This is a genomic window from Psychrosphaera sp. (genome assembly GCF_982872775.1).
Window position 1 is genome coordinate 33,655 of the sequence record NZ_CEYNSH010000006.1, and the last position, 22,687, is coordinate 56,341.

At 43.4% G+C, this 22,687-nt stretch carries 17 protein-coding genes; 10 read left to right on the top strand and 7 right to left on the bottom strand.

The features are described 5' to 3' along the window. Positions 1 to 24: 24 nt before the first annotated feature. From dksA to AC4E96_RS03080, 3 genes are all read right to left on the bottom strand, one after another. Entirely contained in the window at positions 25 to 465 is a 441-nt protein-coding gene (gene dksA / locus AC4E96_RS03070) for an RNA polymerase-binding protein DksA (protein ID WP_208829927.1), read from the bottom strand. Positions 466 to 599: 134 nt separating this feature from the next. Further along, a complete protein-coding gene (gene sfsA, locus AC4E96_RS03075) occupies positions 600 to 1,364 on the bottom strand; it encodes a DNA/RNA nuclease SfsA (RefSeq protein WP_488032859.1) in 765 nt (254 codons plus the stop codon). Beyond that, positions 1,357 to 2,304 (bottom strand): DUF808 domain-containing protein, encoded by a 948-nt coding sequence (locus tag AC4E96_RS03080; protein WP_490254874.1) that lies wholly within the window; start codon positions 2,302 to 2,304, stop codon positions 1,357 to 1,359. The genes sfsA and AC4E96_RS03080 overlap by 8 nt, the downstream gene beginning before the upstream one ends. Positions 2,305 to 2,452: 148 nt before the next feature. Between AC4E96_RS03080 and pepB the strand changes: the two genes are divergently transcribed. Next, positions 2,453 to 3,742, top strand: a complete 1,290-nt coding sequence (pepB, locus tag AC4E96_RS03085) for an aminopeptidase PepB (RefSeq protein WP_490254875.1) — start codon at positions 2,453 to 2,455, stop codon at positions 3,740 to 3,742. A gap of 96 nt (positions 3,743 to 3,838) precedes the next feature. On the opposite strand, the gene AC4E96_RS03090 is transcribed toward pepB, so the two are convergent. Beyond that, a complete protein-coding gene (locus AC4E96_RS03090) occupies positions 3,839 to 6,076 on the bottom strand; it encodes a malate synthase G (protein WP_490254876.1) in 2,238 nt (745 codons plus the stop codon). Between the two features lie 108 nt (positions 6,077 to 6,184). Continuing rightward, positions 6,185 to 7,117 (bottom strand): LysR family transcriptional regulator, encoded by a 933-nt coding sequence (locus AC4E96_RS03095; RefSeq protein ID WP_488032863.1) that lies wholly within the window; start codon positions 7,115 to 7,117, stop codon positions 6,185 to 6,187. A gap of 140 nt (positions 7,118 to 7,257) precedes the next feature. On the opposite strand from AC4E96_RS03095, the gene AC4E96_RS03100 reads away from it, so the two are divergent. The 9 genes from AC4E96_RS03100 (at position 7,258) to mrcB (ending at position 20,109) form a co-directional block, all read left to right on the top strand. Beyond that, the gene (locus tag AC4E96_RS03100) at positions 7,258 to 8,853 is read left to right on the top strand and encodes an isocitrate lyase (RefSeq protein ID WP_490254877.1); all 1,596 of its coding nucleotides are present in this window, start codon (positions 7,258 to 7,260) and stop codon (positions 8,851 to 8,853) included. Between the two features lie 121 nt (positions 8,854 to 8,974). Then, positions 8,975 to 9,376: a VOC family protein gene (locus AC4E96_RS03105; RefSeq protein WP_490254878.1), complete on the top strand. Its 402-nt coding sequence runs from the start codon at positions 8,975 to 8,977 to the stop codon at positions 9,374 to 9,376. An 89-nt stretch (positions 9,377 to 9,465) separates the two neighbouring features. Next, on the top strand, positions 9,466 to 11,286 hold the full coding sequence (gene olsF / locus AC4E96_RS03110) for a bifunctional ornithine lipid synthase OlsF (protein ID WP_490254879.1): 1,821 nt from the start codon (positions 9,466 to 9,468) through the stop codon (positions 11,284 to 11,286). Next, positions 11,279 to 12,088: a UDP-2,3-diacylglucosamine diphosphatase gene (locus AC4E96_RS03115; RefSeq protein ID WP_490254880.1), complete on the top strand. Its 810-nt coding sequence runs from the start codon at positions 11,279 to 11,281 to the stop codon at positions 12,086 to 12,088. The genes olsF and AC4E96_RS03115 overlap by 8 nt, the downstream gene beginning before the upstream one ends. Before the next feature lie 131 nt (positions 12,089 to 12,219). Next, positions 12,220 to 13,188, top strand: coding sequence for a Ppx/GppA phosphatase family protein (locus tag AC4E96_RS03120; protein WP_490254881.1), 969 nt, complete (start codon positions 12,220 to 12,222; stop codon positions 13,186 to 13,188). Between the two features lie 104 nt (positions 13,189 to 13,292). After that, on the top strand, positions 13,293 to 13,853 hold the full coding sequence (locus tag AC4E96_RS03125; protein WP_490254882.1) for a phosphatase PAP2 family protein: 561 nt from the start codon (positions 13,293 to 13,295) through the stop codon (positions 13,851 to 13,853). Between the two features lie 102 nt (positions 13,854 to 13,955). After that, positions 13,956 to 15,044: an MJ1255/VC2487 family glycosyltransferase gene (locus AC4E96_RS03130; protein WP_490254883.1), complete on the top strand. Its 1,089-nt coding sequence runs from the start codon at positions 13,956 to 13,958 to the stop codon at positions 15,042 to 15,044. 63 nt (positions 15,045 to 15,107) lie between these two features. Next, the gene (gene hrpB, locus AC4E96_RS03135; RefSeq protein WP_490254884.1) at positions 15,108 to 17,693 is read left to right on the top strand and encodes an ATP-dependent helicase HrpB; all 2,586 of its coding nucleotides are present in this window, start codon (positions 15,108 to 15,110) and stop codon (positions 17,691 to 17,693) included. Positions 17,694 to 17,844: 151 nt separating this feature from the next. After that, the gene (gene mrcB, locus AC4E96_RS03140; RefSeq protein WP_490254885.1) at positions 17,845 to 20,109 is read left to right on the top strand and encodes a penicillin-binding protein 1B; all 2,265 of its coding nucleotides are present in this window, start codon (positions 17,845 to 17,847) and stop codon (positions 20,107 to 20,109) included. A 145-nt stretch (positions 20,110 to 20,254) separates the two neighbouring features. Here the strand turns inward: mrcB and hemL are convergent, their stop codons facing one another. Beyond that, on the bottom strand, positions 20,255 to 21,535 hold the full coding sequence (hemL, locus tag AC4E96_RS03145) for a glutamate-1-semialdehyde 2,1-aminomutase (RefSeq protein WP_488032873.1): 1,281 nt from the start codon (positions 21,533 to 21,535) through the stop codon (positions 20,255 to 20,257). Positions 21,536 to 21,574: 39 nt separating this feature from the next. Further along, the gene (locus AC4E96_RS03150; protein ID WP_488032874.1) at positions 21,575 to 22,579 is read right to left on the bottom strand and encodes an aspartate carbamoyltransferase; all 1,005 of its coding nucleotides are present in this window, start codon (positions 22,577 to 22,579) and stop codon (positions 21,575 to 21,577) included. Positions 22,580 to 22,687: the final 108 nt, after the last annotated feature.

Below are 22,687 nucleotides of genomic sequence, written 5' to 3' on the forward strand. Positions count from 1 at the left end.
AAGAAAGAGGGTTAAGGCTAAGCCTTAACCACCCATTTGTTTTTCTTTGATTTCAGACAGTGTTTTACAGTCGATACATTGGTCTGCCGTAGGACGAGCCTCTAATCGACGAATACCAATCTCGATGCCACAGGTTTTACAAAAACCAAAGTCATCTGATTCAATAAGACCTAGCGTCTTTTCAATTTTCTTGATCAACTTGCGTTCGCGATCTCGAGTGCGAAGCTCAAGCGCAAATTCCTCTTCCTGTGACGCACGGTCAACTGGGTCAGGGAAGTTAGCTGCTTCGTCCTGCATGTGAGATTTGGTGCGATCAACTTCTTCACGCAACTGATTGCGCCATGCTTCAAGAATTTTGCGAAAATGAGTCAACTGCTCGTCGCTCATGTATTCTTCGTTTGGGCTTTCTTGGTATGGCTCAACGCCTGCTAAGGCTAATAATCCCAATGATTTTTTATCTGCCATGCGTTGCTTTTCTCCTAAAATTCAACTGGTTAGCGCACTATTTTCTTTATTTGTATAAGCAACCAGTGCCTAAAGCAAAAAAAAGGGCGGCTACATATAGCAAAATTACCACCAATAGGCAATAAAAAGCTACATTATTTGTTTGTATCGTTCGTTATGATATTGCTTAAGTCAATATCCTTGGGGCAGACAAACGAGCTTGTGTGGGATACTGTCGTTTGTTGCGCCGTTATATGGGTATGAACTACCAAAATTTCTACCCCTGTTTGCAAAACTTCTTCAATTAATTTTGCATAGGTCTTGTCAATGTGGCTAGCGGCCGTGACGGACTTTATACCGTTGTGCTGTACCAAAAAGATCAGAACCGCTCGAAAACCTTGTTTTTTCATTTCGGCTAATTCACGTAAGTGCTTCTGTCCACGAACACTTTTGGCATCTGGGAAGGCACCTAGCCCGGTCTCATTATCTAGTAATAACGTGGTTGATTTAACTTCTACGTAACAGTCGGGCTTGTTTGAGTCTTTCAATAATATGTCTATTCGGCTGTTTTCTTCACCGTATTTTACTTCAGTGAGAATCTCTTCGTAGTCACTCAGCTCTGCAATTTTTTCTTCTTCAATGGCTTGTTTAACAATGTCGTTGGCCTTGATGGTATTCACACCTATAAAATGACCGTGTTGATCAACGGTTTTTTCAAGCGTGTGTTTATATTTGCGTTTGGGGTTGTCGCTCGTGCTGAAATACGCGTCAAATCCAGGCTCGGCGCAGCCAGTCATTGCACCTGTGTTATTGCAATAAATGGTAAACATATTGCCGTCTTGTTCTACGTCCACCAAAAAGCGTTTGTAGCGCTTAATCAATTTAGCCTTTTGCAGTTTTGTCTTTTGCAGCTCAGTCACGCGTTTCCTCTACAGATTTATTTTGACCAAAAGGCAGTAAGTGAATAATGCCAGCAACGATTAGCCCGGCGATCACTCCGTACGTACCATCTAATAATACACTGAGTGTGCTCACTAATATCGAACCGAATTGAAGGGTTTCTGATGCAAAGTTCATTATCAGCGCAGACAAGTGGTGGACAGCGTCAATGTTATGAGTCAGCATGCCGCCACCGACTAAGAACATGGCGACAAGACCAATCACACTTAAGCTCTTCATTAGCCTTGGGGCAAATGAAAGCAGTCCTTTACCTAAGGTTTTTAATACGGCATTAGACTTGTTTTTCCAATGTAAGCCAATGTCATCAAGCTTGACGATAAGGGCAACTAAGCCATAAACGCCGACAGTCATCGCAATGGCAATGACACTTAAGGCTATAATCTGGGTCATCATAGGCGCATCGCCAAAGCTACCTAAGGCAATAATGATGATTTCTGCCGACAAGACAAAATCTGTTCTAATTGCGCCTTTGATTTTGTTTTTTTCAAAGTCCATGAGTTCTTCTTTGGACAAGTTGATAGCACTCAGGAGTTCTTGATGGTGTGTTTCTTTTTCGTCTGCGTCAGTTTGGAACCACTCGATGATTTTCTCGGCGCCTTCAAAACAAAGGAACAAACCTCCGAGTACCAATAGCGGCACAATAAGCCAAGGCAAAAAAGCACTAATTAACAGTGCGGCGGGAACGAGTATAAATTTATTGAGAAAACTACCTTTCGCAACTGCCCATACAACTGGCAATTCACGATCAGCTTTTACGCCACTGACTTGTTCGGCATTAACGGCGAGATCATCTCCAAGGACACCAGCGGTTTTCTTGGCGGCAACTTTAGACATAGCAGCAACATCGTCTAATAAAAGTGCGATGTCATCAAATACAGCAAAAAAGCTAGCAGAAGGCATAAAGGTCTCTCCATAAATTGCCAAAAAGCCACAACCTGGCGTTAATTTACTGATGCTAACCTAGTTTTTGATGATAATGAACTGACGAATCAAACTATTTTCTCTATTATAAAAGCCAATAATAACGACAAAGAAAGAGACAGGAATTATGACAGACATTTTAACGATTCAACTGAGCAGACAATCGGCACCAGTGGGTTATAGCGAAGGCAGTCCGTTAAGTTCGAATGAAAACGGCTTTTTAATTCATATCGATGATAATGACTTAGCAGCGTCGTTACCTGTTATTCAGTCTTGCGGTCGCAAGCTACAAAGCTTAGGTGTCAACAATATTGTCATCAGTGGCTTGTGGGACATCGAGCAACAATGGGCGCTATATTTAGGCATGGTCACGGCAAAAGGCGGTCAATCGGTACTTTGGTTAGACTGTGATGCCGATGAGCTAAACGCTCGTAAGAAGTCTTACGACTGGACGCGCGCGATGACGAACTTACCACCGGCAGACTTATACCCGATGGCATTAGCTTCTCAAGCCGTTTCATTTTTAGAAGAGATCGCAGGCAAATACATCAGCCATCAAATTATTTCAGGTGAAGACTTACTTGAAGAGGGTTGGATTGGCATTCACTCTGTTGGTCGTGCGAGCGTTCATCCACCGGCATTACTTAGCCTTGACTACAACCCAACGGGTGATGCAGATGCGCCGATCGAATATGCTTTGGTTGGTAAAGGTATTACTTTTGACAGCGGTGGCTACTCGATTAAGACATCGGAAGGCATGTTAACCATGAAGTGTGACATGGGCGGTGCTGCTACAGTAACGGGCGCATTAGGCTTAGCGATTATGCGTGGTTTGAACAAGCGCGTTCGTTTGATTTTGTGTTGTGCTGAAAACATGATTTCTGGCTCGGCATACCGACTAGGCGATGTAATCACCTACAAAAACGGCACCAGTGTTGAGATTGTAAATACCGATGCGGAAGGTCGTTTAGTATTGGCTGATGGTCTAATGCACGCCGAAGAATTGGGCGCTAAGAAGATCATTGATGCAGCAACGCTAACTGGTGCCGCTATGATGGCAGTGGGTAGTGACTACAATGCGATGTTTGCACTAGACAAAGAGATGTTAAAAGAAGGCTTAGCGGCAGCTGAGAGTGAATTTGAAGGTGCGTGGCCACTACCGCTAGAAAAATTCCACCGTAATAACTGTCCATCTGCGTATGCCGATACAGCTAACAGTCGTCCACAAAAAGGCGGCGGTATGGGCGGTGCGTCAAATGCTGCAGGCTTCTTATCTCGTTTTGTTAACGAAGATGGTAATGGTTGGTTACACATCGATTTAGCCGGTGCGTTTAACAACAATCCGAATGCGAAATATGCAGCTGGTGCAACGGCAATGGGTGTGCGAACGATTGCACATTTATTATTGAAAGACTAATAGGGTTTTTCGATAAAAAAACGGTGTAAATGTTTGAAGGTTGGGACATTTACACCGTTTCGACTTACAAGATGGTTATGATTAAGAAGCGTCAGTTTATCCTGACGCTTTTTTGTTTAAACGAGCTTGGTGCAATAGTGGTTCAGTGTAACCACTTGGCTGAGTACGACCTTTTAGCACTAAGTCCAATGCGGCTTGGAAAGCGATAGACGACTCAAAGTTAGGTGCCATTGGCTCGTAGCCTGGTGTATTGGCGTTTTGCTTATCTACAACTGCCGCCATTTTTTTCATGACTAATTCAACGCGTTCTTCACTGCACAAGCCATGCTGTAACCAGTTCGCCATGTGCTGACTCGAGATGCGACAGGTTGCTCTGTCTTCCATCAAACCAACGTTATTAATGTCTGGTACTTTTGAACAGCCAATACCGGCATCAACCCAACGTACGACATAACCCAAGATTCCTTGTGCATTATTGTCGAGTTCGTGATTGATCACACCCGGAGATAACGGCTCATCTTTACTCAGTAGTGGGATTTGTAGGATTTCGTCTAACAAGGCTTCTTCAGACTCTAATGACTCTAAAAGTTGTGCTTGAACACTGTGTACATTCACTTTGTGATAATGCAGGGCGTGTAACGTTGCTGCTGTTGGTGATGGTACCCAAGCTGTATTAGCACCTGCTTCTGGGTGACCCACTTTGGCATCCATCATCGCAGCCATTTGATCAGGTATAGGCCACATGCCTTTACCAATTTGTGCTTTACCATTAAAGCCAGCGCGTAAGCCACTGCCTACATTCGACTTTTCGTATGCGTTGATCCAAGGCATGGTTTTTAACGTGGCTTTAGGCTTAAACGGACCAGCTAGCATAGAAGTATGTAGCTCATCACCTGTGCGGTCCAAGAATCCTGTATTAATGAATACCACTCTGTCTTTGGCTTGTTTGATACAAGCTCGAAGATTTACTGACGTGCGGCGTTCTTCATCCATGATGCCCATCTTAATGGTGTGACGCTCAAGTCCTAACATATCCTCGACACTGTCGAACAAATCGTTAGTGAACGCTACTTCCGTCGGGCCATGCATTTTAGGTTTTACGATATAAATCGAGCCAGTTTTACTGTTCTGTTTCGCTTGGTCGGTGTGGCCTTCTTTCACTCTATCAACATCAATTTTGCCAATAGCAGAGGTGATAATGCCATCTAAAATGCCTTCTGGGACTTCTTGGCCGTCAAAAGTCATCACTGGGTTAGTCATCAGGTGACCAACGTTGCGGACAAACATTAAAGCGCGACCAGGTAGCGATTGGATCGTACCATCCAAGCCTTGATACTCAACGTCATCGTTCATGGCACGAACAAAAGTGTCGCCATTTTTTTCAATGCGCTCTTCTAAGTTACCAGAGATAAGCCCTAGCCAATTTTTGTAAACGGCGGTTTTGTCTTCAGCATCAACGGCTGCAACCGAGTCTTCACAGTCCATAATAGTGGTTAGTGCTGATTCTAGGACGACATCTTTAATGCCAGCTGCGTCGGTTTTGCCTATAGGACTGTTTGCATCGATTTGGACAATTAGGTGAAGGTTGTTGTGAACAAAGACAAGGCCCGTTGGTTCAGTTTCTGTGCCTTGATAACCAATAAACTGCTCTGGGTTCTGCAACTGTGCTAGTTGCTCTTTTCCATTGACGCTTAACGTTGCTTTAAGTGCGCCATTATTAACTTCTAACTTAGTAACTGACGTCCAACAGCCCGTTAGAGGAAGGTATTCATTTAATACTTCACGAGCGTAAGCGATTACTTTGTTGCCTCGAACCGGGTTGTACTGACCAGATTTTTCAGCGCCGTTTTCTTCACTAATAACGTCTGTGCCATACCAAGCATCGTATAAGCTACCCCAACGAGCATTGGCGGCGTTGAGTGCATAACGAGCGTTCATTACAGGCACAACAAGTTGTGGACCGGCCATTGTGGCGATTTCAGGATCGACATTTTGGCTGTTAATCGTGAAGGAATCAGGCTGTGGCTCTAGATAGCCAATTTCTTTTAAGAAAGCCTTGTAGTGATCAAAATCAAAGGTCTCGTTGGCCGTATGATATTCATCTATTTGTTTTTGTAATTGCTCACGCTTTTCTAAAAGGGCTTGATTGACTGGGATAAATCGGGAAAAGACATTCTCAACGTCAGTCCAAAACTTGGATTCTTGTAGTTTGGCTGGTGGTAATACAGACTCGTTTACGAATTGATAAAAAGAACGGTCGATATTTAATTTACCAACTTGAATTGTGTTGTTATTCAGTTGGTTGGTGCTTTCTGTTGCGATCGTGTCTGGCATGTGAGCCTCGTTTTACGTTAAAAAAGTGCTTGGACATTCTAAGCCTAGTGATAAATATACGACTAGGCTTCCTTTTGTATCTCCATCATAAACATTGTGAATAGTGGTCTATTCGCCACCAATATCAACGATTAAGCGGCGCAACCAAACGTGACCTTCATCGTGGTGCAGCAATGGAGACCAAGCCATTTTTAAGGCGATAGGTGGAATGTCAAACGGTGGGTCCATGATCACGACATCTGGGTGGTTGGCGTAATGATTGGCGGCTTTTGACGGTAAAGTCGCAATTAAACCTTGCTCTTTCGCCATCCACATCGCCATGTGATAGTGACGAGTAAAGACACTGATATCACGTTTTTTATCGAACTTGGCAAGTTCGGCGTCGACCCAACCTAGTTTCTGAACCTCATTAGGATCAATACCTACACCAGTACCAAAGCCGGTTTTACTTACCCAGACATGTTTGTGGTTAAGATACGTTTCTAAGTCCAAATCGGGAAGGCAAGGGTGGTCAGCGCTGACCATACAAGAAAACGTATCATACCAAATGACTTTTTGGTGAAACGACAGCGGTAAGTCATCAAAGCGGTTGATGGCCATGTCAACTTTACCTAATTCTACATCGTGAAAACTTACATCTGACGGCGTTACGATATCCAACGTGACGCCAGGCGCTTTAGAGCGAAGGGCGCCAATGACACGGGCTAATAGGGTTGTTTCGGCGTAGTCACTGGCCATGATTCGAAACGTTCTGTTAGATTTTAGCGGCTCGAATTTCGTTTCTGGCTGTAAGGTTGACTCTAATTTTGAAAGAATATTACGAATAACAGGCTGTAATTCTAATGCCTTAGTCGTTGGCGTCATTCCCTCTGAAGTTCTTACCAGTATTGGATCGTTAAAGAGTTCTCTTAATCTTTTAAGACCGTTACTCATTGCTGGTTGGGTTATTGAAAGCTGATCAGCCGAGCGAGTTACGTTTTTTTCTCGTAATAGTACATCTAGGTATACCAATAAATTTAAGTCAACTTTATTAATATTCATCTCGTGAATTCCATGTATCGAAATTATTTATTATATGAATCCTACCTCTTTGTCGTAGTGTTGTCAGCACGAAATATCGAATAGCAAAAATCGCGAATGGCTAACACAGCTTAAAGCGCAACATAACAGAGGACACACTTATGTCAGCCTTTACAAATGAAGTAGAACTATTACAAGCAATCAAAAACCGCCACGGTGATAGCTGGGCAGCCATTGAACCTGAATATGCCGCTCGAATGCGTGCTCAAAACAAATTTAAAACAGGTTTGGACATTGCCAAGTACACAGCGGCAATCATGCGCAAAGACATGGACGACTACGATAAAGATCCATCTCAATATACTCAATCATTAGGCTGTTGGCACGGTTTCATCGGCCAACAAAAGCTGATCTCAATTAAGAAGCACTTCAATAGCACTGACAAAAAGTACTTATATCTTTCAGGTTGGATGGTCGCTGCATTGCGTTCTGAGTTTGGTCCTCTTCCTGACCAATCAATGCACGAAAAAACGTCAGTCGCTGGCCTTATCGAAGAGTTATACACATTCTTACGTCAAGCCGATGCACGTGAACTTGGTGGTTTGTTCCGCGAACTAGATGCCGCTCGCGAAGCAGGTGACGAAGTTAAAGCACAAAAAATCCAAAATGAAATCGACAATCATCAAACACACGTTGTACCAATTATTGCTGATATCGATGCAGGTTTTGGTAACGCAGAAGCAACGTACTTGATGGCAAAACAAATGATTGAAGCCGGTGCATGTGCGATTCAAATCGAAAACCAGGTATCAGACGAAAAACAATGTGGTCACCAAGACGGTAAAGTAACGGTTCCACATGAAGATTTCTTAGCAAAAATTCGTGCGGTACGTTATGCATTCTTAGAATTAGGTATTGATGACGGTGTTATCGTTGCTCGTACTGACTCATTAGGTGCTGGTCTAACTAAGCAAATCGCTTACACTCGTGAACCTGGTGACTTAGGTGACCAATACAATAGCTTCTTAGATTGTGAAGAAGTTGCGGCAAACGACCTTAAAAACGGTGACGTCATCATCAACCGCGAAGGCAAGTTATTACGTCCTAAGCGTTTACCTTCTAACCTATTCCAATTCCGCCCAGGCACAGGTGAAGACCGCTGTGTACTTGATTGTATTACGTCACTACAAAACGGTGCTGACTTACTTTGGATTGAGACTGAAAAACCACATGTAGGCCAAATTGGTGGCATGGTTGACCGAATCCGTGAGGTTATTCCAAATGCTAAATTGGTTTACAACAACAGCCCATCATTCAACTGGACACTAAACTTCCGTCAGCAAGTATTTGATGCGTGGGTTGAAGCGGGTAAAGACGTGTCTGCTTACGACCGTGAGAAGTTAATGAGTGTTGACTATGATACAACAGAGCTTGCCGCAGAAGCTGATGAGCGCATCCGTACGTTCCAAGCTGATGCAGCGCAACACGCAGGTATCTTCCACCACCTAATCACTCTACCGACATACCACACAGCGGCATTGTCAACGGACAACCTAGCGAAAGAATACTTCGGTGAAGCGGGCATGTTAGGTTATGTTGCGGGTGTTCAGCGTAAAGAAATTCGTCAAGGTATTGCGTGTGTTAAACACCAAAACATGGCGGGTTCTGACATTGGTGATGATCACAAAGAATACTTTGCTGGTGAAGCGGCTCTGAAAGCTGGTGGTAAAGAAAACACCATGAATCAGTTTGCATAAGTGAGATAAGCGAAAGGTTTAATTAGATGAGACACTAATTTCAAAGACCTTTTGCCTTTCACTAGAAAACGAGCGCACGAACGCCTAAGCTAATTGTGTATTATAGCTTAGGCGTTTTTTTATGATAAAAATCAAAGGTATTGACCACATAGTTTTAAGAACCCAAAACTTAGACAGATTGCTCTGGTTTTACTCAGAGGTATTAGGGTGTCCACTTGAGCGCTCACTTGGCCCGGATGTTGGCTTAAATCAATTAAGAGCAGGTAATGCGTTAATTGACATTGTGACGGTCGATAGTGAACTCGGAAAAATGGGCGGTGGCCCACCAGAGTCGACGAAACACAATGTTGACCATATATGTCTTCAAGTCGAGGCAACCTCTGTGAATGAAATTTTGGCCCATTTAAACGAACATGATGTTGAAGTCGGTGCAATTGACGTCCGATATGGCGCAACTGGTTTTGGCCAAAGCGTTTATGTAGATGACCCCGATGGCAATATGGTCGAGCTCAAACCCGTCTAAATTGTCATTGATTTGCAACCTTAACGTCACGGCTTTGTCATCTTTATTTTCTACTTTTAGAACCAATAGAGTAGAAAAGGACAAAGCCAATGATTTCGGTCGAACGTGTAATCTCTCAACAGTTCCCAGCCATTGAAACTAACCACCCTTTAGTCAAGAACACATTTTTACGCTTTTTGCGTTTCCTTTTTCATGAAAACGAGTTCCAACTTTTTGCCAAAGACTTCCCTCACTTGATTGGTGTTGACTTTATTGAACAAGTCCTAGAGTTTTTTGAATTTGATTATGTCGTCAAAGAGCGAGAGATCAGGAACGTACCGAGTTCGGGCCGAGTTGTTGTTATCGCAAACCATCCCATTGGCAGTTTAGACGGACTCGTTTTACTTAAAATGCTCAGCAATGTCCGTTCAGATGTCAAAGTGGTTGCCAACGAGCTGTTATGGGCAATTGAACCACTGCGTTCAATGCTCTTACCCGTTAACAATATGGGCGGTAAAACACCAAAAGAAAACATGGCAAATATCGAACGTCATCTGCAAAACGAAGGAGCCTTGTTGATTTTCCCTGCCGGTGAAGTGTCAAGGCTCACCCCTACAGGCATTAAAGACGGAACTTGGCACAGTGGCTTTTTAAGGTTTGCGAATAAAACTCAGTCACCCATTTTGCCTATTCATGTTGAAGGCAAAAATTCAGCGTTTTTCTATGGGTTGTCTATGTTGGCTAAACCATTAAGTACCTTATGGCTCGTTCATGAGATGTTTAAACAACAGCGTAGTGAGGTGCGCCTGAGAGTTGCGAATGTTGTTGAATATGGTACGTATTCCAAGCTACCCATCAGTGACAAACAAAAAGTAAAGCGCTTTAAGAAACAGGTATACGCCATCAGTAAACAAAAAAACTTGGTGGAATTTGCCTCTGACATACCCAGTGTTGCTCATCCCGAAGCGTCTCATTCAGTCAAAGCAGAATTACAAGAGCAAACCTTTCTCGGAAAAACCAGTGATGGTAAACACATGTACTGTTTTAGTGATAGTGGTGATTCAGCGGTAATGCGGGAGATTGGTCGATTGAGGGAAATGACCTTTAGAGCCGTTGGCGAAGGTTCAGGTAAACCCAGAGATATCGATGTTTATGACCGCGATTATGACCATATTATTTTATGGGATGACACCACACTGGAAATTGTCGGTGCTTATCGCTTGAAGCCAACCCAATCTTCCTCCTCACAGCAAACCCAAAATCTCTATACCCAAACACTATTCGATTTAACGTCTTTACCCCAATCTGTTTTGGCTCAAGGACTGGAACTAGGAAGAAGCTTTGTCCAACCCAAATATTGGGGCAAAAGAAGCCTGGATTATCTATGGCAAGGTGTGGGCGCCTATTTAAAGCAACAGCCTAATATTCGTTATCTGTTCGGAGCGGTAACTATCAGTAATGAATTACCAGAACCAGCCAAGGCCAGTCTCGTTCGATTTTATCAATTGTATTTCCCAGGAGATTCCAAGTGGGCCGTTCCACAAATGCCATTTGAACCAAAACCTGACTGTGGCATTTATTTTCATGGCGATGACTACGCCCAAGAATTTGGAGAGTTAAAAAGCTACCTTAAAAAACTAGGCTGCCAAGTCCCAACTCTATACAAACAGTATGCCGAGCTTTGCGAAGACTCAGGTACGCAGTTCTTGAGCTTTAACAAAGATCCGGATTTTTGTGATTGCATTGATGGTCTGGTTCTCGTTGATATCACCAAAATGAAAGCACAAAAAAGAGCCCGGTATTTACAATTAGAAAAAATCGAAATAAAAGGCGATTTGACGCAGACGCCTAGTGCTTCAAAGGAGCCCAGTTCAGATATACACGCACCAACAATTCCTAAAACTGACCAGTCAGGAGCGCATCATGAATAATCAATACCGCACTATTTGGCTTTCGGATATTCACCTCGGCTGTAAGGACTGCAAAGCCGACTTCCTTTTGGACTTTTTAACCAGCCATACCGCCGACACCTTGTATTTAGTTGGTGATATCGTTGACTTTTGGGCCTTATCAAAACGCCTTCGCTGGCCCGAATCACACAATAAAGTGCTGAAAAAAATACTGCAACTATCAGAACAAGGAACTCGAGTCGTCTACATCCCTGGAAATCATGATGAAGTTTTGCGTCCGTACGCTGACATGTTGTTTGCAGGAATAGAAATACATCACGAATTTATACATCAGACCATTTCAGGTAAAAAAATGCTGTTAGTCCACGGTGACAAATACGATGGACAAGTATGCTTGGGCAAATGGCAGGCTAAATTGGGCGATGTATTGTATGACTTTTTACTCTTTTTAAATCGTCAATGTCAGGTGTTAAGACGAACGTTTGGACTGCCATACTGGTCATTAGCAAGTTTTATCAAAACCAAAGTAAAAAGTGCCAATGAAGCCATCGCTCGCTATCAACAAGCGGCGGTCAAGGATGCCAAACAACAAGACACCGATGCGATTATTTGTGGGCATATTCATCACCCTAAACTCACCATTGATGATGGCGTTTTGTATTGTAACGATGGCGACTGGATCGAAAGTTGTACCTCATTAGCTGAAACGCAAAAAGGAGAAATTCAACTATTGCGATGGAATGATCAATTACAAACAAGTGAAGTAATGGCACAAGCCAATTGGGGTCAGGCTGCACCTGTGTATAAAGAACAGGCAGCCTAACCTTATCAAGCCATTTTAAGACCATTTGTCTTCGACAAGCACCAAGGAAATAGGTATGTTAGTAATGACCAACGCCATAAGTGGCTTATTAGGTCGATATTTAGACATATTGAAAGACTTGGAAAACAAGAATGACAAAAACCAAGGTGGCGTTTGACGATACCGTAATACGCGACTCCTCTAACATTGCAGTGCTTGATATAGGCTCTAACAGCTTTCATTTAGTGGTCGCTAAGATCAGTGCGAGTGAAGTTCAAATTCTGCACAAAGCCAAGCACAAAGTCAGGTTGGCCGATGGTCTGAACGAACAACTGATATTATCTGAAAGCGCAATCCAAAGAGGGTTAGATGCGTTAGTTCATATAGAGAAAACGTTACAGAGTTACCACCTAGACACCGTCGAAATTGTCGCGACGTACACGATGCGAACCGCGAGAAATGCGGATGAGTTTATTGAGCGTGCGGCCTCGATTTTGTCCTATCCAATTGAAATAGTGTCAGGGGAAGAGGAAGCAAAATTAATATATAACGGTGTGGCTAACACCAATTCAGTCAATGACACGACTCTTGTCATCGACATTGGTGGGGGCAGTACCGAGTTTGTCATTGGTCAGGGCCATGAAAGTAAGCTCGCCAAAAGTTTAAACATGGGATGTGTGAGTTTTACCAATCGCTATTTTAAGCAAGGTCTTATGACTGCTACTGGGTTTGAGCTTGCTGTCGAGGCGGCCAGTCAGCAACTTGAAACCATCAGAGCGGCGTTCTTAAAAAATGGTTGGCGTGTTTGTTTAGGCACATCGGGGTCGATAGAAAGTGTCGTTAGCGTGGTTGCTCAACAAAATGCAATGAGCATTCCTTCTCAAGCCGTTACCCTTGATGACCTTTATAAATTAAAACAAATGTGTATCGATGTACACGTGATGGATGACCTAACGTTGGGTGTGATTAATGAAGATCGCAAACACGTATTTGCCGCGGGTGTTTCAATCTTAATTGCGGCGTTTGAACAGTTAAATATTGAGTCGATTCGATTTGTTAATGCCGCGCTCCGCGAAGGGGTTATTTTTAATATTCATTCAAAAATGCAAAACCCTCTATAAATTTCAAAAAAGTGTCTTAGTACGGTAACAAAACGGACACTTTCCCTTCCTATCATTACTTCACAGTTTGAATCTAAGTCAGTTCCTTCTAGAGTGAGGTAGACATGGCTAACGTCATACGTGAAAGTAAAATTCAGCAATTAGACACCAGTGTTTTTTATTGGCTAAATCAGTGTTCGCAAGCCCGAATCAAACCTCTGAGTATTTGGATATCAAAGACAGGCGATGGTTACTTATACTTTCTGATAGCGTTGACACTTTTGCTTTATGGTTATGTGAACAATGACCATCACACTCAGCGATTTTTCTATAACGCACTACTCGCATTTGGCATCGAACTTCCCATCTATTTATTGCTAAAAAATGTAGTTAAACGGGATCGCCCCAGTGAGTTCTTTTCTCGATATTCAGCGAAAGTTCAAGCACATATTGTCCCTTCGGATAAGTTCAGTATGCCATCAGGGCACACAGCGGCGGCGTTTTTGTTTGCAGGTGTGATCAGTGTGTTTTTTCCTACTTTTACTTTGTTCGCATACAGCTGGGCAGTGCTGATTGGACTGTCTCGTATTTTGCTGGGCGTGCATTTTCCTGGTGACGTAATTGCAGGCGCATTACTCGGGCTGGCCTGTGCGGAAATGTCATTGACCTTGTTTTTGTTGATTTGATGCTTAGCGAAATGGTTGGCCTAACGAGCGGCCTAGTTGTTGGCGAAGTTATTGGCACTTCGGCTGTCATACCTGTTGTCTTAATTTAAAAAGAGGCGTGAAATGAAAATATTGTACGGAATTCAAGGTACAGGAAATGGTCATATAACTCGAGCTAGAGTCATGGCAAAAGCCTTTAAATCTCGCGGTGTTGAGGTTGATTATGTGTTTTCTGGTCGGGCTCAAGAAGGGTATTTTGACATGGAGCCTTTTGAACAATATCAAGCATTTAAAGGCTTGAGCTTTGCCCATCAATACGGCTCTGTCAGTTATCTGAAGACAATTCGTCAAGCTGATTTAGTTCAGTTTAGACGAGATGTTTATGCCATTGACGTGGACGAATATGACCTCATTATTAATGACTTCGAGCCGGTTACTGCCTGGGCTGGTCGACTCGGCGGCAAAACGGTCATCAATATTAGTCATCAAGGCGCGTTTACTCATCAAAATGTGCCTTCAAAAGGGCTAGGTTGGCTCAATCGTCAAATTCTTAATTACTTTGCACCAGCGGATATTACCTTGGGCGTGCATTGGTTTCACTTTGGTGAGTCGATTTTACCGCCGTTTATTGAAAGAGAAGAAAATGTCGTCAATGAAAGTAGCGTTGAAGATGTTTTGGTTTATATGCCATTTGAAGACTTAGACGATATTTTAAATTTACTCAGTAGTCAGCACAGTCGCCGTTTTGTCGTGTATCACCCAGCCATAGACCAAGATACAGACTTGATGGGCGTAGCGTTAAGAAAGCCTTGTCGACGCGGGTTTTTGCAAGAGCTCGAGCGTTGTAATGGCGTCGTGGCTAATGCCGGCTTTGAATTGAGTAGTGAAGCACTGTGCGCAGGCAAAAAACTTTTACTAAAGCCATTAGAAGGACAGTTTGAGCAAGCATCCAATGCAGAAACATTGCGACAACTTGGTTTAGCAAGCGTCATGAGCGGGCTGGATGAGTTAGAGTTGGATGCATGGCTAAATTTACCAAACAACGAAGCCATCAATTATCCAAGTGACGCAACACCGCTGGTGGACTGGTTATTAGCAGGTGACTACAACTCACCTGACAAATTGTGTAAGTCTTTATGGCAGTCAATTTCCCTGCCTCGTCAGGCACCTAGTCAGCAGTATAAAGATACCAATTTTGCCGAATTAGCATAGCAAGTCTTAGCATAAATTATTGTTTTGCATATAATGGCTACTTTTACCGACGAAGTAGCCAATATGTCCTTACCGATAGACGCCGTTTTTAAAGACCTTGATCAATATCTTCAGTCTGAATCTAGGGTCATATTACAAGCAGCTCCAGGCGCAGGTAAGTCAACGCGGTTGCCTCTTTTACTTCTGCAGCAAGGTCAAAATCAACGCGGCACGTTCAGCCCCAACAATCAAATTGTTATTCTAGAACCAAGACGTGTTGCCGCTCGACAAATCGCCAGCTATCTAGCAAAACAACTTGGCGAAAAAGTGGGCCAAACTGTCGGCCTAGCAATGCGCGGTGAAAACAAAACCAGTTCCGAAACTGTTATTACCATCATGACTGATGGGGTTTTGGTTAAAATGTTACAAGCAGACCCAGAGCTTGAAGGTGTGGGGCTCGTTGTCTTTGACGAATTCCACGAACGTGCCTTAACATCAGACTTAGCCTTGGCCTTAACGTTAGACAGCCAAGAACTCAATGAGTCTTTGGGTGTGTTAGTCATGTCAGCGACCATAGATACCATTGGTTTGGCGGCTCAGCTTCAGGCCAAAATTGTGTGTGCAGAGGGAAGACAATACCCTGTCGATATTCACTATACAAAAGGTGAGTTGGTACCTACTACTGCTGATATATTGAACACTATTAAGTTGGCACTAGAACAACACGACTCATCTATTCTCGTATTTTTAAGCGGTTTTGCCGAAATTAAATCGGTTGAACAAGCGTTAAATAACTATTTATCTTCAACGTCTCATGAAACGACGATCAAGGTCATGCCTTTGTATGGCGGCTTGTCATTAAAAGACCAGGTAGAGGTGATTAAACCGAGTCCAGAAAATACTCGCAAAGTTGTATTAGCGACCAATATTGCGCAAACCAGTTTAACCATTGACGGTATAGATGTGGTTGTTGATGCAGGCCAAGAAAAGGTTGTCCAATATCAGGGGCGTTTTAATACCGAAGTATTAGTCACACAAGCTACGTCTAAAGCCGCAGCAGAGCAAAGAGCCGGTCGAGCAGGGCGATTGCGGCCAGGCGTTTGTTATCGAATTGGTAGCGCCGAGCATTGGCAGCGCCGAGCCGCCTACGATGTTGCTGAAATTGAAAGGGTCGATTTGAGTCAGCTTTTATTAGAAGTTCAGGCATGGGGTGCTAATATTCACGAGCTTTTTTGGCCGACTCAGCCAGACCCGGGCTTGATCAAAGCCGCTACAAATAAGTTGATTTCACTCGGCTTTTGGCAAATTAATGATAAAGGGAAATTACAAAATACTACCCTAGTTGAAGCATTTCGTACTTACGGTACTGAGCTACGTGTCGCCAGACTGTTGCATTTTGCCAAGTCCTACTGCGGTTCAAATCCTGTAAAAATTCATACCGCAGCGCTGTTGGCCAGTTACCTTTCCGATGGCTCCGCAACGTTACCTGACAACATAATTGATCTTGCGTATCGTGCGGCGGATAGCAATCGAATGCTCAATTCAACTAAGCAGCTTATGATTCGTTACGCCAAACTATTAGGAGTAAGACTTTCTGTATCATCTCTGTCGGACGTCCTTAGAGAAATTACCCAAAGTGATACTGCGTTAACGGATGTTGCTATGTTCAGTGCGGCGGCATTTCCCGACCGCGTCGCTAAACAGACCAAAAAGCGTTGGAAAATGAGCAGTGGCGGTGCCGTGGAGTTTCATCCTAATCGTCCATATCAAGGCCACCAAGCAGAGGTCAATAATACGGCTTCTGGGCTGATTGTTGTGGTTGATTTTAGCGCCAGTCAGTTTGGTCATTATGTGCAATCTTATGCACCATTGGATTTTAGTGAGTTACAAACGCATTTGCCTGAGTTAATTAGTGAGCAAAAGAAAGTAACTTGGTCCGAGTCCAAGCAAGCTCCGAGTGCAAGCATCCACACTATGATTGGTCATTTAATCATTGAACAAAAAAATACTTCACTCTCACTGAGTGACGATGAATGGATTGAATTGTGGTTGGACTATGTAAAAAAAGGACTGGAAGAGAAAGGGGCGTCAGTGTTCGGTTCGCAAGAACAAAAAGTACAGTCGTTGTTAACCCGAGTTGCGTTAGCAAAATCACTTAATGCGATTGAGGATTGGCCCGAGTTAACTGTTGAAACCCTTGGTGAACAACTTGATGACTGGTTGGCGCCTTATCTTAATAATATTCGCAGTGCCAAACAGCTCAATGCTCTCAACTTTACAGAATTATTAGAGACGTGGCTGGGGTGGAATCGAGTACAGCAACTCAACCAGCTTTGCCCGTTTAGTTATGTCACTCCAGCGGGAAATAAAGTCAAGATTGATTATATATCTTCGCCACCTAAGATTGCGGTTCGCCTCCAAGAAATGTTTGGTGAGCCTCAGTCACCGCGAATCTGTAACAATCAACAACCACTGTTAATTGAGCTGTTATCTCCTGCTCGCAGGCCGCTTCAACTTACTCAGGATTTAGCCAACTTTTGGCAAAACGCTTATGTTGAAGTCAAAAAAGAAATGAAAGGCCGATACCCCAAACATCGATGGCCAGATGATCCGGCTAACGAGGTTCCGGGCTCGTCATTGAAAAAGCACCACCCATCAACAATTAAATAATCTGTGAAATATTTAAGAAATGGGGCAATGTTTGTTGCACCCCTGACTCAAGTTATTACCTCAACCTTGAGCTAAGTTAATAAAACAATGAACAATTGCCAAAAAGTTTGATACGATTTTGAGCGAATTCTAATAAGCTTATGAAGTCAGTATGAGCCAATCAGTTGATCCCAATCAGGTATTAAAACAGCATGCTTACCGCATTTTAAAAGTGGTGATCTTTTTGTGTGTGGTCTTGGCTTTTTATTTACTCTATCTCGATGCTTGGGTCCAAAAACGCATGTCAGGGCCCAAGTGGGACACACCGGTTCAGGTCTTTTCACGACCACTAGCGGTATATCCTTATCGCTTCTTACCTAAACAAGAATTAGTCGACGAACTCAAATTGCTCGACTACAAAGCCGTTGCTAAGCCCAACTCACCTGGTCAGTTTTCAGTTAAACAAGCTTATGTTGAGGTCTATCGTCGTAGCTTTATCTCATTTGATGGACTGATACCGCCGCAACGTCTACGCATTGGTTTTAAAGACGATAGAGTCGCTGCCGTAGAGCAATGGCAAGAAAACAGCTGGCAGGGCACACAGATTGCCTACGTTGAGCCTATGTTGTTATCGAGGCAAGCGACAGAAAGCAAAGAAGACCGCGAGATACTCGATTTGTCGACGATTCCAGAGTGGATGGTTGATGCGCTTTTAGTGGTGGAAGATAAAAACTTTTACCACCATCACGGTGTTGCGCCACTAGCAATTGTTCGTGCCTTGGTTGCTAATATTGCGGCTGGCCGTAAAGTTCAAGGCGGCAGTACCATTACACAACAGCTCGCCAAAAACCTTCTTCTTAATGACAACCGAAAGTCTTATACACGAAAATTTAAAGAAGCCTTTATCGCACTAATTCTCGACTACAGATACAGCAAAGATGCCATTTTGGAAGCCTACTTTAATGAAATATACCTAGGCCAAAACGGGTCTCGCGGCGTTCACGGTTTTGCCTTAGCTAGTAAGTTTTATTTTAATACTCGCCTCGCAGAGTTAGAGCCCGACCAATTTGCATTGTTAGTGGCGATTGTCAAAGGCCCGTCTTATTACAATCCAATCAGACACCCTAAACGAGCACAAGACCGACGCGACTTAGTGTTGCAGTTAATGGTATCGGAAAACGTTATAGATAGTCAGCAATATCAAGTTGCAGTGAACAAGTCACTTGGGTTGAAGGTTAACAAAACTAAATACCGAGCCAAATTCCCTTCTTACTTACAACAAGTCGAACGAGAACTTGACCGCTTAGATGTAATCGCACCTAAAAACAGTGGTTTGATGGTGTTTACGGGCCTAGACCCCTTATTACAAACCCGTTATGAATCTCTCTTTAAGAAAAGCATTAAGCAGCTAGAAAAGACGCACAAACAAAAAGGCTTAAACGGCGCAGTGGTTTCTTTGAGTTTGGACAACGGCACCATCAGTGCCATGATTGGCGATGTGAATACGAATACGAGAGGCTTCAATAGGGCACTAGATACCGAGCGAAATATTGGTTCACTTATCAAACCCGCGGTGTATTTAACCGCTTTAGATGGGCCGGATTATCATTTAGGCTCGGTACTGAAAGACCAAAAAGTCTCAATGAAAAGCAATAAAGGCAGAATGTGGGAGCCAGAAAACTACGATAAGAAGTTAAGAGGTGAAGTGTTGTTGTTTGAGGCGTTAAGCCAGAGTCTTAACCTGCCAACGGTACACTTAGGCCTCGATGTTGGCCTGACGTCAGTGATTAACACGCTTCGCAAACTAGGCGTAGAGCAGCAATTGCAAAAGTACCCTTCGTTGTTATTGGGCGCAGTGCCTATGTCACCACTTAAAGTAGCGGAGATTTATCAGCCTATTGCGAATTACGGTCAAAAACTTCCCGTTCACGCCATCACACATGTGACAGATAACAATGGCATCAAGCTGTATTCAAATGATGTCAGTGGGCAGATTATTTTTGATTATGAGACCAGTTACGAATTAGCACATGCCTTAACGCAAGTCACCAAAGTAGGCACAGCAAAGCGCTTATCTTGGGAGCATAAAGGCATTGTATTTGGCGGAAAAACAGGAACGACGGACGATCTTCGAGACAGTTGGTTTGTTGGCTTTGATCAAAACAAAGTCACCAGTGTCTGGATAGGAAAAGATGACAATTCACCAGTAAACTTAACGGGTAGCCAAGGCGCGTTGGTGACATTTAGTCAATTACAAAAAGCCAGACAGCCCGAGTCGATATCTAAGCCCAAGCCAAATAATGTTGAAATTCGTTACGTTGAAAAGGGCACAGGTGCTATTTTATCCGATGATTGTGGCGAGTATTTTACGCTACCAATCACTCAGTACAAAATTGTCAGCGTCAAAGACTGTCCTTCATTATTTGATTGGCTTTAGTCCGTTAAGCTTCAGGTTTTATTAGCCCTAAATACAAAAAGCCAGTTCGATTGAACTGGCTTTGTTTTATCTCTCAACAGGTCTTCTACAACCTGATTGATAACTAAGCGTTAAGCTAAGTTTAAAAATTGACTTAAAGCTAGATTTATAGCTCTGCGAATGCTTCACCGATCACTTCAATCGTCTTATCTAACATCGCACGGTCGTGTTTGATAGAAACAAATCCTGCTTCAAAAGCTGAAGGTGCAAGATATACACCGCGCTCTAAACACAAGTGGAAGAACTTCTTAAAGCGCTCTCCATCACATTTACAAACTTCTGCAAAGGTATTTACTTGCTCTGCGTCAGTAAAGAAGATACCAAACATGCCGCCTGCTTGTGCCGTTGCCACTGGGATGTTGTGCTTTTCGGCTTGGGCTTTAACACCTTCAAGAAGGTATGCAGTTTGAGCAGTAAGTTGCTCATGGAATCCATCGGCACCTAATTGTTCAAGTGCTGCTAAACCAGCAGCCATTGCCACAGGGTTTCCTGATAATGTACCTGCTTGGTATACAGGGCCTTCTGGCGCTAAATGAGCCATGATTTCTTTTTTACCACCAAAGGCGCCAACTGGCATGCCGCCACCGATTACCTTACCTAGTGTTGTTAAGTCAGGCGTGACGTTATAAAGGCCCTGCGCGCTTCCTTTGTGAACACGGAAACCAGTCATCACCTCATCAAAAATTAATACAGCGTTGTATTCGTCACAAAGTGCACGTAAGCCTTCTAAGAAGCCTGGCATGGGTGGAATACAGTTCATGTTACCGGCAACCGGTTCGACGATGATACACGCAACGTCATCTGGGTATTGCTCAAATAAAGCTTTAACTGAGTCTAAGTTGTTAAACTCTGCAGTGATAGTGTGCGCAGCAACATCCGCAGGAATACCAGGAGAACTTGGTACACCCATTGTTAACAAACCAGAGCCCGCTTTAACTAATAGCGAGTCAGCATGGCCGTGATAACAACCTTCAAATTTTAGTAATTTGTTTTTACCAGTAAAACCACGTGCTAAGCGAATGGCGCTCATGGTCGCTTCCGTACCTGAGTTCACCATACGTACTTTTTCAATGCTTGGTAAAAACTCAGCGATTTTCTCCGCCATCGTCACTTCAATCGCCGTTGGCGCACCAAAGCTCAAGCCATTTTCAGCCGCTTTGATCACCGCATCTTTAACGGCTGGGTTGTTGTGACCTAAGATCATCGGGCCCCATGAACCAACATAGTCAATGTACGCTTTACCATCGACATCATACGCAATCGCACCATCGGCTTTTTCGAAGAAAACCGGTGTACCACCGACGCCATTAAAAGCGCGAACGGGCGAGTTAACGCCACCTGGAATATGTTGTTTTGCTTGTTCAAACAAATCGGCTGATTTAGTCATAAAACGTGTATCACCTTATTATATTTTTGCTGTTACCAGCTATTTTGAAGAAACCCAAGGCACATCAACTTGGTATTGGTCGACTTTGTCAGCCACACCTAAAGTTAGTGCAAATAGCGCCATTCTTATTAACACGCCGTTATCGGCTTGACGGAAAATGGCGAGGTTTGGGTTTTGGTTTAAGTCGTTGTCTAGTTCATTGGCATCAGAGCGTGAATCACGCGGTAATGGATGCATGATGACGGTATTCGACTTACAGTATTTGGTATAAATATCGCTGTTTAATCTAAACTGACCGCGATAGCGATTCGCTTCATCTTGACTGGCGAAGCGCTCTTCTTGAATCCGAGTTTGGTATACGATATCAGCATCGATATGGTTTTCCATCTTATCGCTGATTGTCACCTTGTGACCTGCGTTTTCAAGTGTATCTATCACAGATGTAGGCATAGCCAAGGCATCTGGTGAAACCAGACTTACGTGTACATTTTTGTATTTAGCTAATAATTTGGAAAGTGAATGAACGGTTCGGCCATTCTTTAAGTCGCCAACCATCGCAATGTGCATGCCGTCGATGGATTGATTAAAGGCGCTTAATTCTTTTTCAATTGTAAATAAGTCGAGTAGGGCTTGAGTCGGGTGTTCGTTGGCACCATCACCACCATTGATAACAGGAACGCGACTACCTTCAGCAAATTCAGCGACTGAGCCAGCCTGCGGATGACGCATGGCAATGACATCGCTGTAGCTACTGATAACGCGAGCGGTGTCATAAAGAGACTCACCTTTGGCCAAGGCAGAAGATTGCATACCGGTTGTCTCTCGTACTTCACCGCCCAATAAGTTAAAGGCGCAACCAAAACTTACTCGAGTACGCGTTGAGGGCTCAAAAAACAAGTTGCCAAGAATGGCCCCGTCTAACACTTTGGTTCTTACCTGACGTTTTGCATATGGCTCCATTTTGGCAGCAATAGCAAAAATGTTTTGTAAATCGTCACGTTCAAATTGATTAACGGAAAGAATATGTTGACCGGTAAAGTTCATTAGCTCCAACGCCTTTGTATATATTTGCAAATATGAGATGAATAAGACTCTGTTGGACGTTAATTTTAACAGACCAAACCCATCTCTGACAGAAAAGAATGACAGAAA

Excerpts from the sequence above, each read along its gene's own strand:
- dksA (WP_208829927.1), bottom strand. The coding sequence starts at position 465 with ATGGCAGATAAAAAATCATTGGGATTATTAGCCTTAGCAGGCGTTGAG.
- AC4E96_RS03080 (WP_490254874.1), bottom strand. The coding sequence starts at position 2,304 with ATGCCTTCTGCTAGCTTTTTTGCTGTATTTGATGACATCGCACTTTTA.
- pepB (WP_490254875.1), top strand. The coding sequence starts at position 2,453 with ATGACAGACATTTTAACGATTCAACTGAGCAGACAATCGGCACCAGTG.
- AC4E96_RS03090 (WP_490254876.1), bottom strand. The coding sequence starts at position 6,076 with ATGCCAGACACGATCGCAACAGAAAGCACCAACCAACTGAATAACAAC.
- AC4E96_RS03095 (WP_488032863.1), bottom strand. The coding sequence starts at position 7,117 with ATGAATATTAATAAAGTTGACTTAAATTTATTGGTATACCTAGATGTA.
- AC4E96_RS03100 (WP_490254877.1), top strand. The coding sequence starts at position 7,258 with ATGTCAGCCTTTACAAATGAAGTAGAACTATTACAAGCAATCAAAAAC.
- AC4E96_RS03105 (WP_490254878.1), top strand. The coding sequence starts at position 8,975 with ATGATAAAAATCAAAGGTATTGACCACATAGTTTTAAGAACCCAAAAC.
- olsF (WP_490254879.1), top strand. The coding sequence starts at position 9,466 with ATGATTTCGGTCGAACGTGTAATCTCTCAACAGTTCCCAGCCATTGAA.
- AC4E96_RS03115 (WP_490254880.1), top strand. The coding sequence starts at position 11,279 with ATGAATAATCAATACCGCACTATTTGGCTTTCGGATATTCACCTCGGC.
- AC4E96_RS03120 (WP_490254881.1), top strand. The coding sequence starts at position 12,220 with ATGACAAAAACCAAGGTGGCGTTTGACGATACCGTAATACGCGACTCC.
- AC4E96_RS03125 (WP_490254882.1), top strand. The coding sequence starts at position 13,293 with ATGGCTAACGTCATACGTGAAAGTAAAATTCAGCAATTAGACACCAGT.
- AC4E96_RS03130 (WP_490254883.1), top strand. The coding sequence starts at position 13,956 with ATGAAAATATTGTACGGAATTCAAGGTACAGGAAATGGTCATATAACT.
- hrpB (WP_490254884.1), top strand. The coding sequence starts at position 15,108 with ATGTCCTTACCGATAGACGCCGTTTTTAAAGACCTTGATCAATATCTT.
- mrcB (WP_490254885.1), top strand. The coding sequence starts at position 17,845 with ATGAGCCAATCAGTTGATCCCAATCAGGTATTAAAACAGCATGCTTAC.
- hemL (WP_488032873.1), bottom strand. The coding sequence starts at position 21,535 with ATGACTAAATCAGCCGATTTGTTTGAACAAGCAAAACAACATATTCCA.
- AC4E96_RS03150 (WP_488032874.1), bottom strand. The coding sequence starts at position 22,579 with ATGAACTTTACCGGTCAACATATTCTTTCCGTTAATCAATTTGAACGT.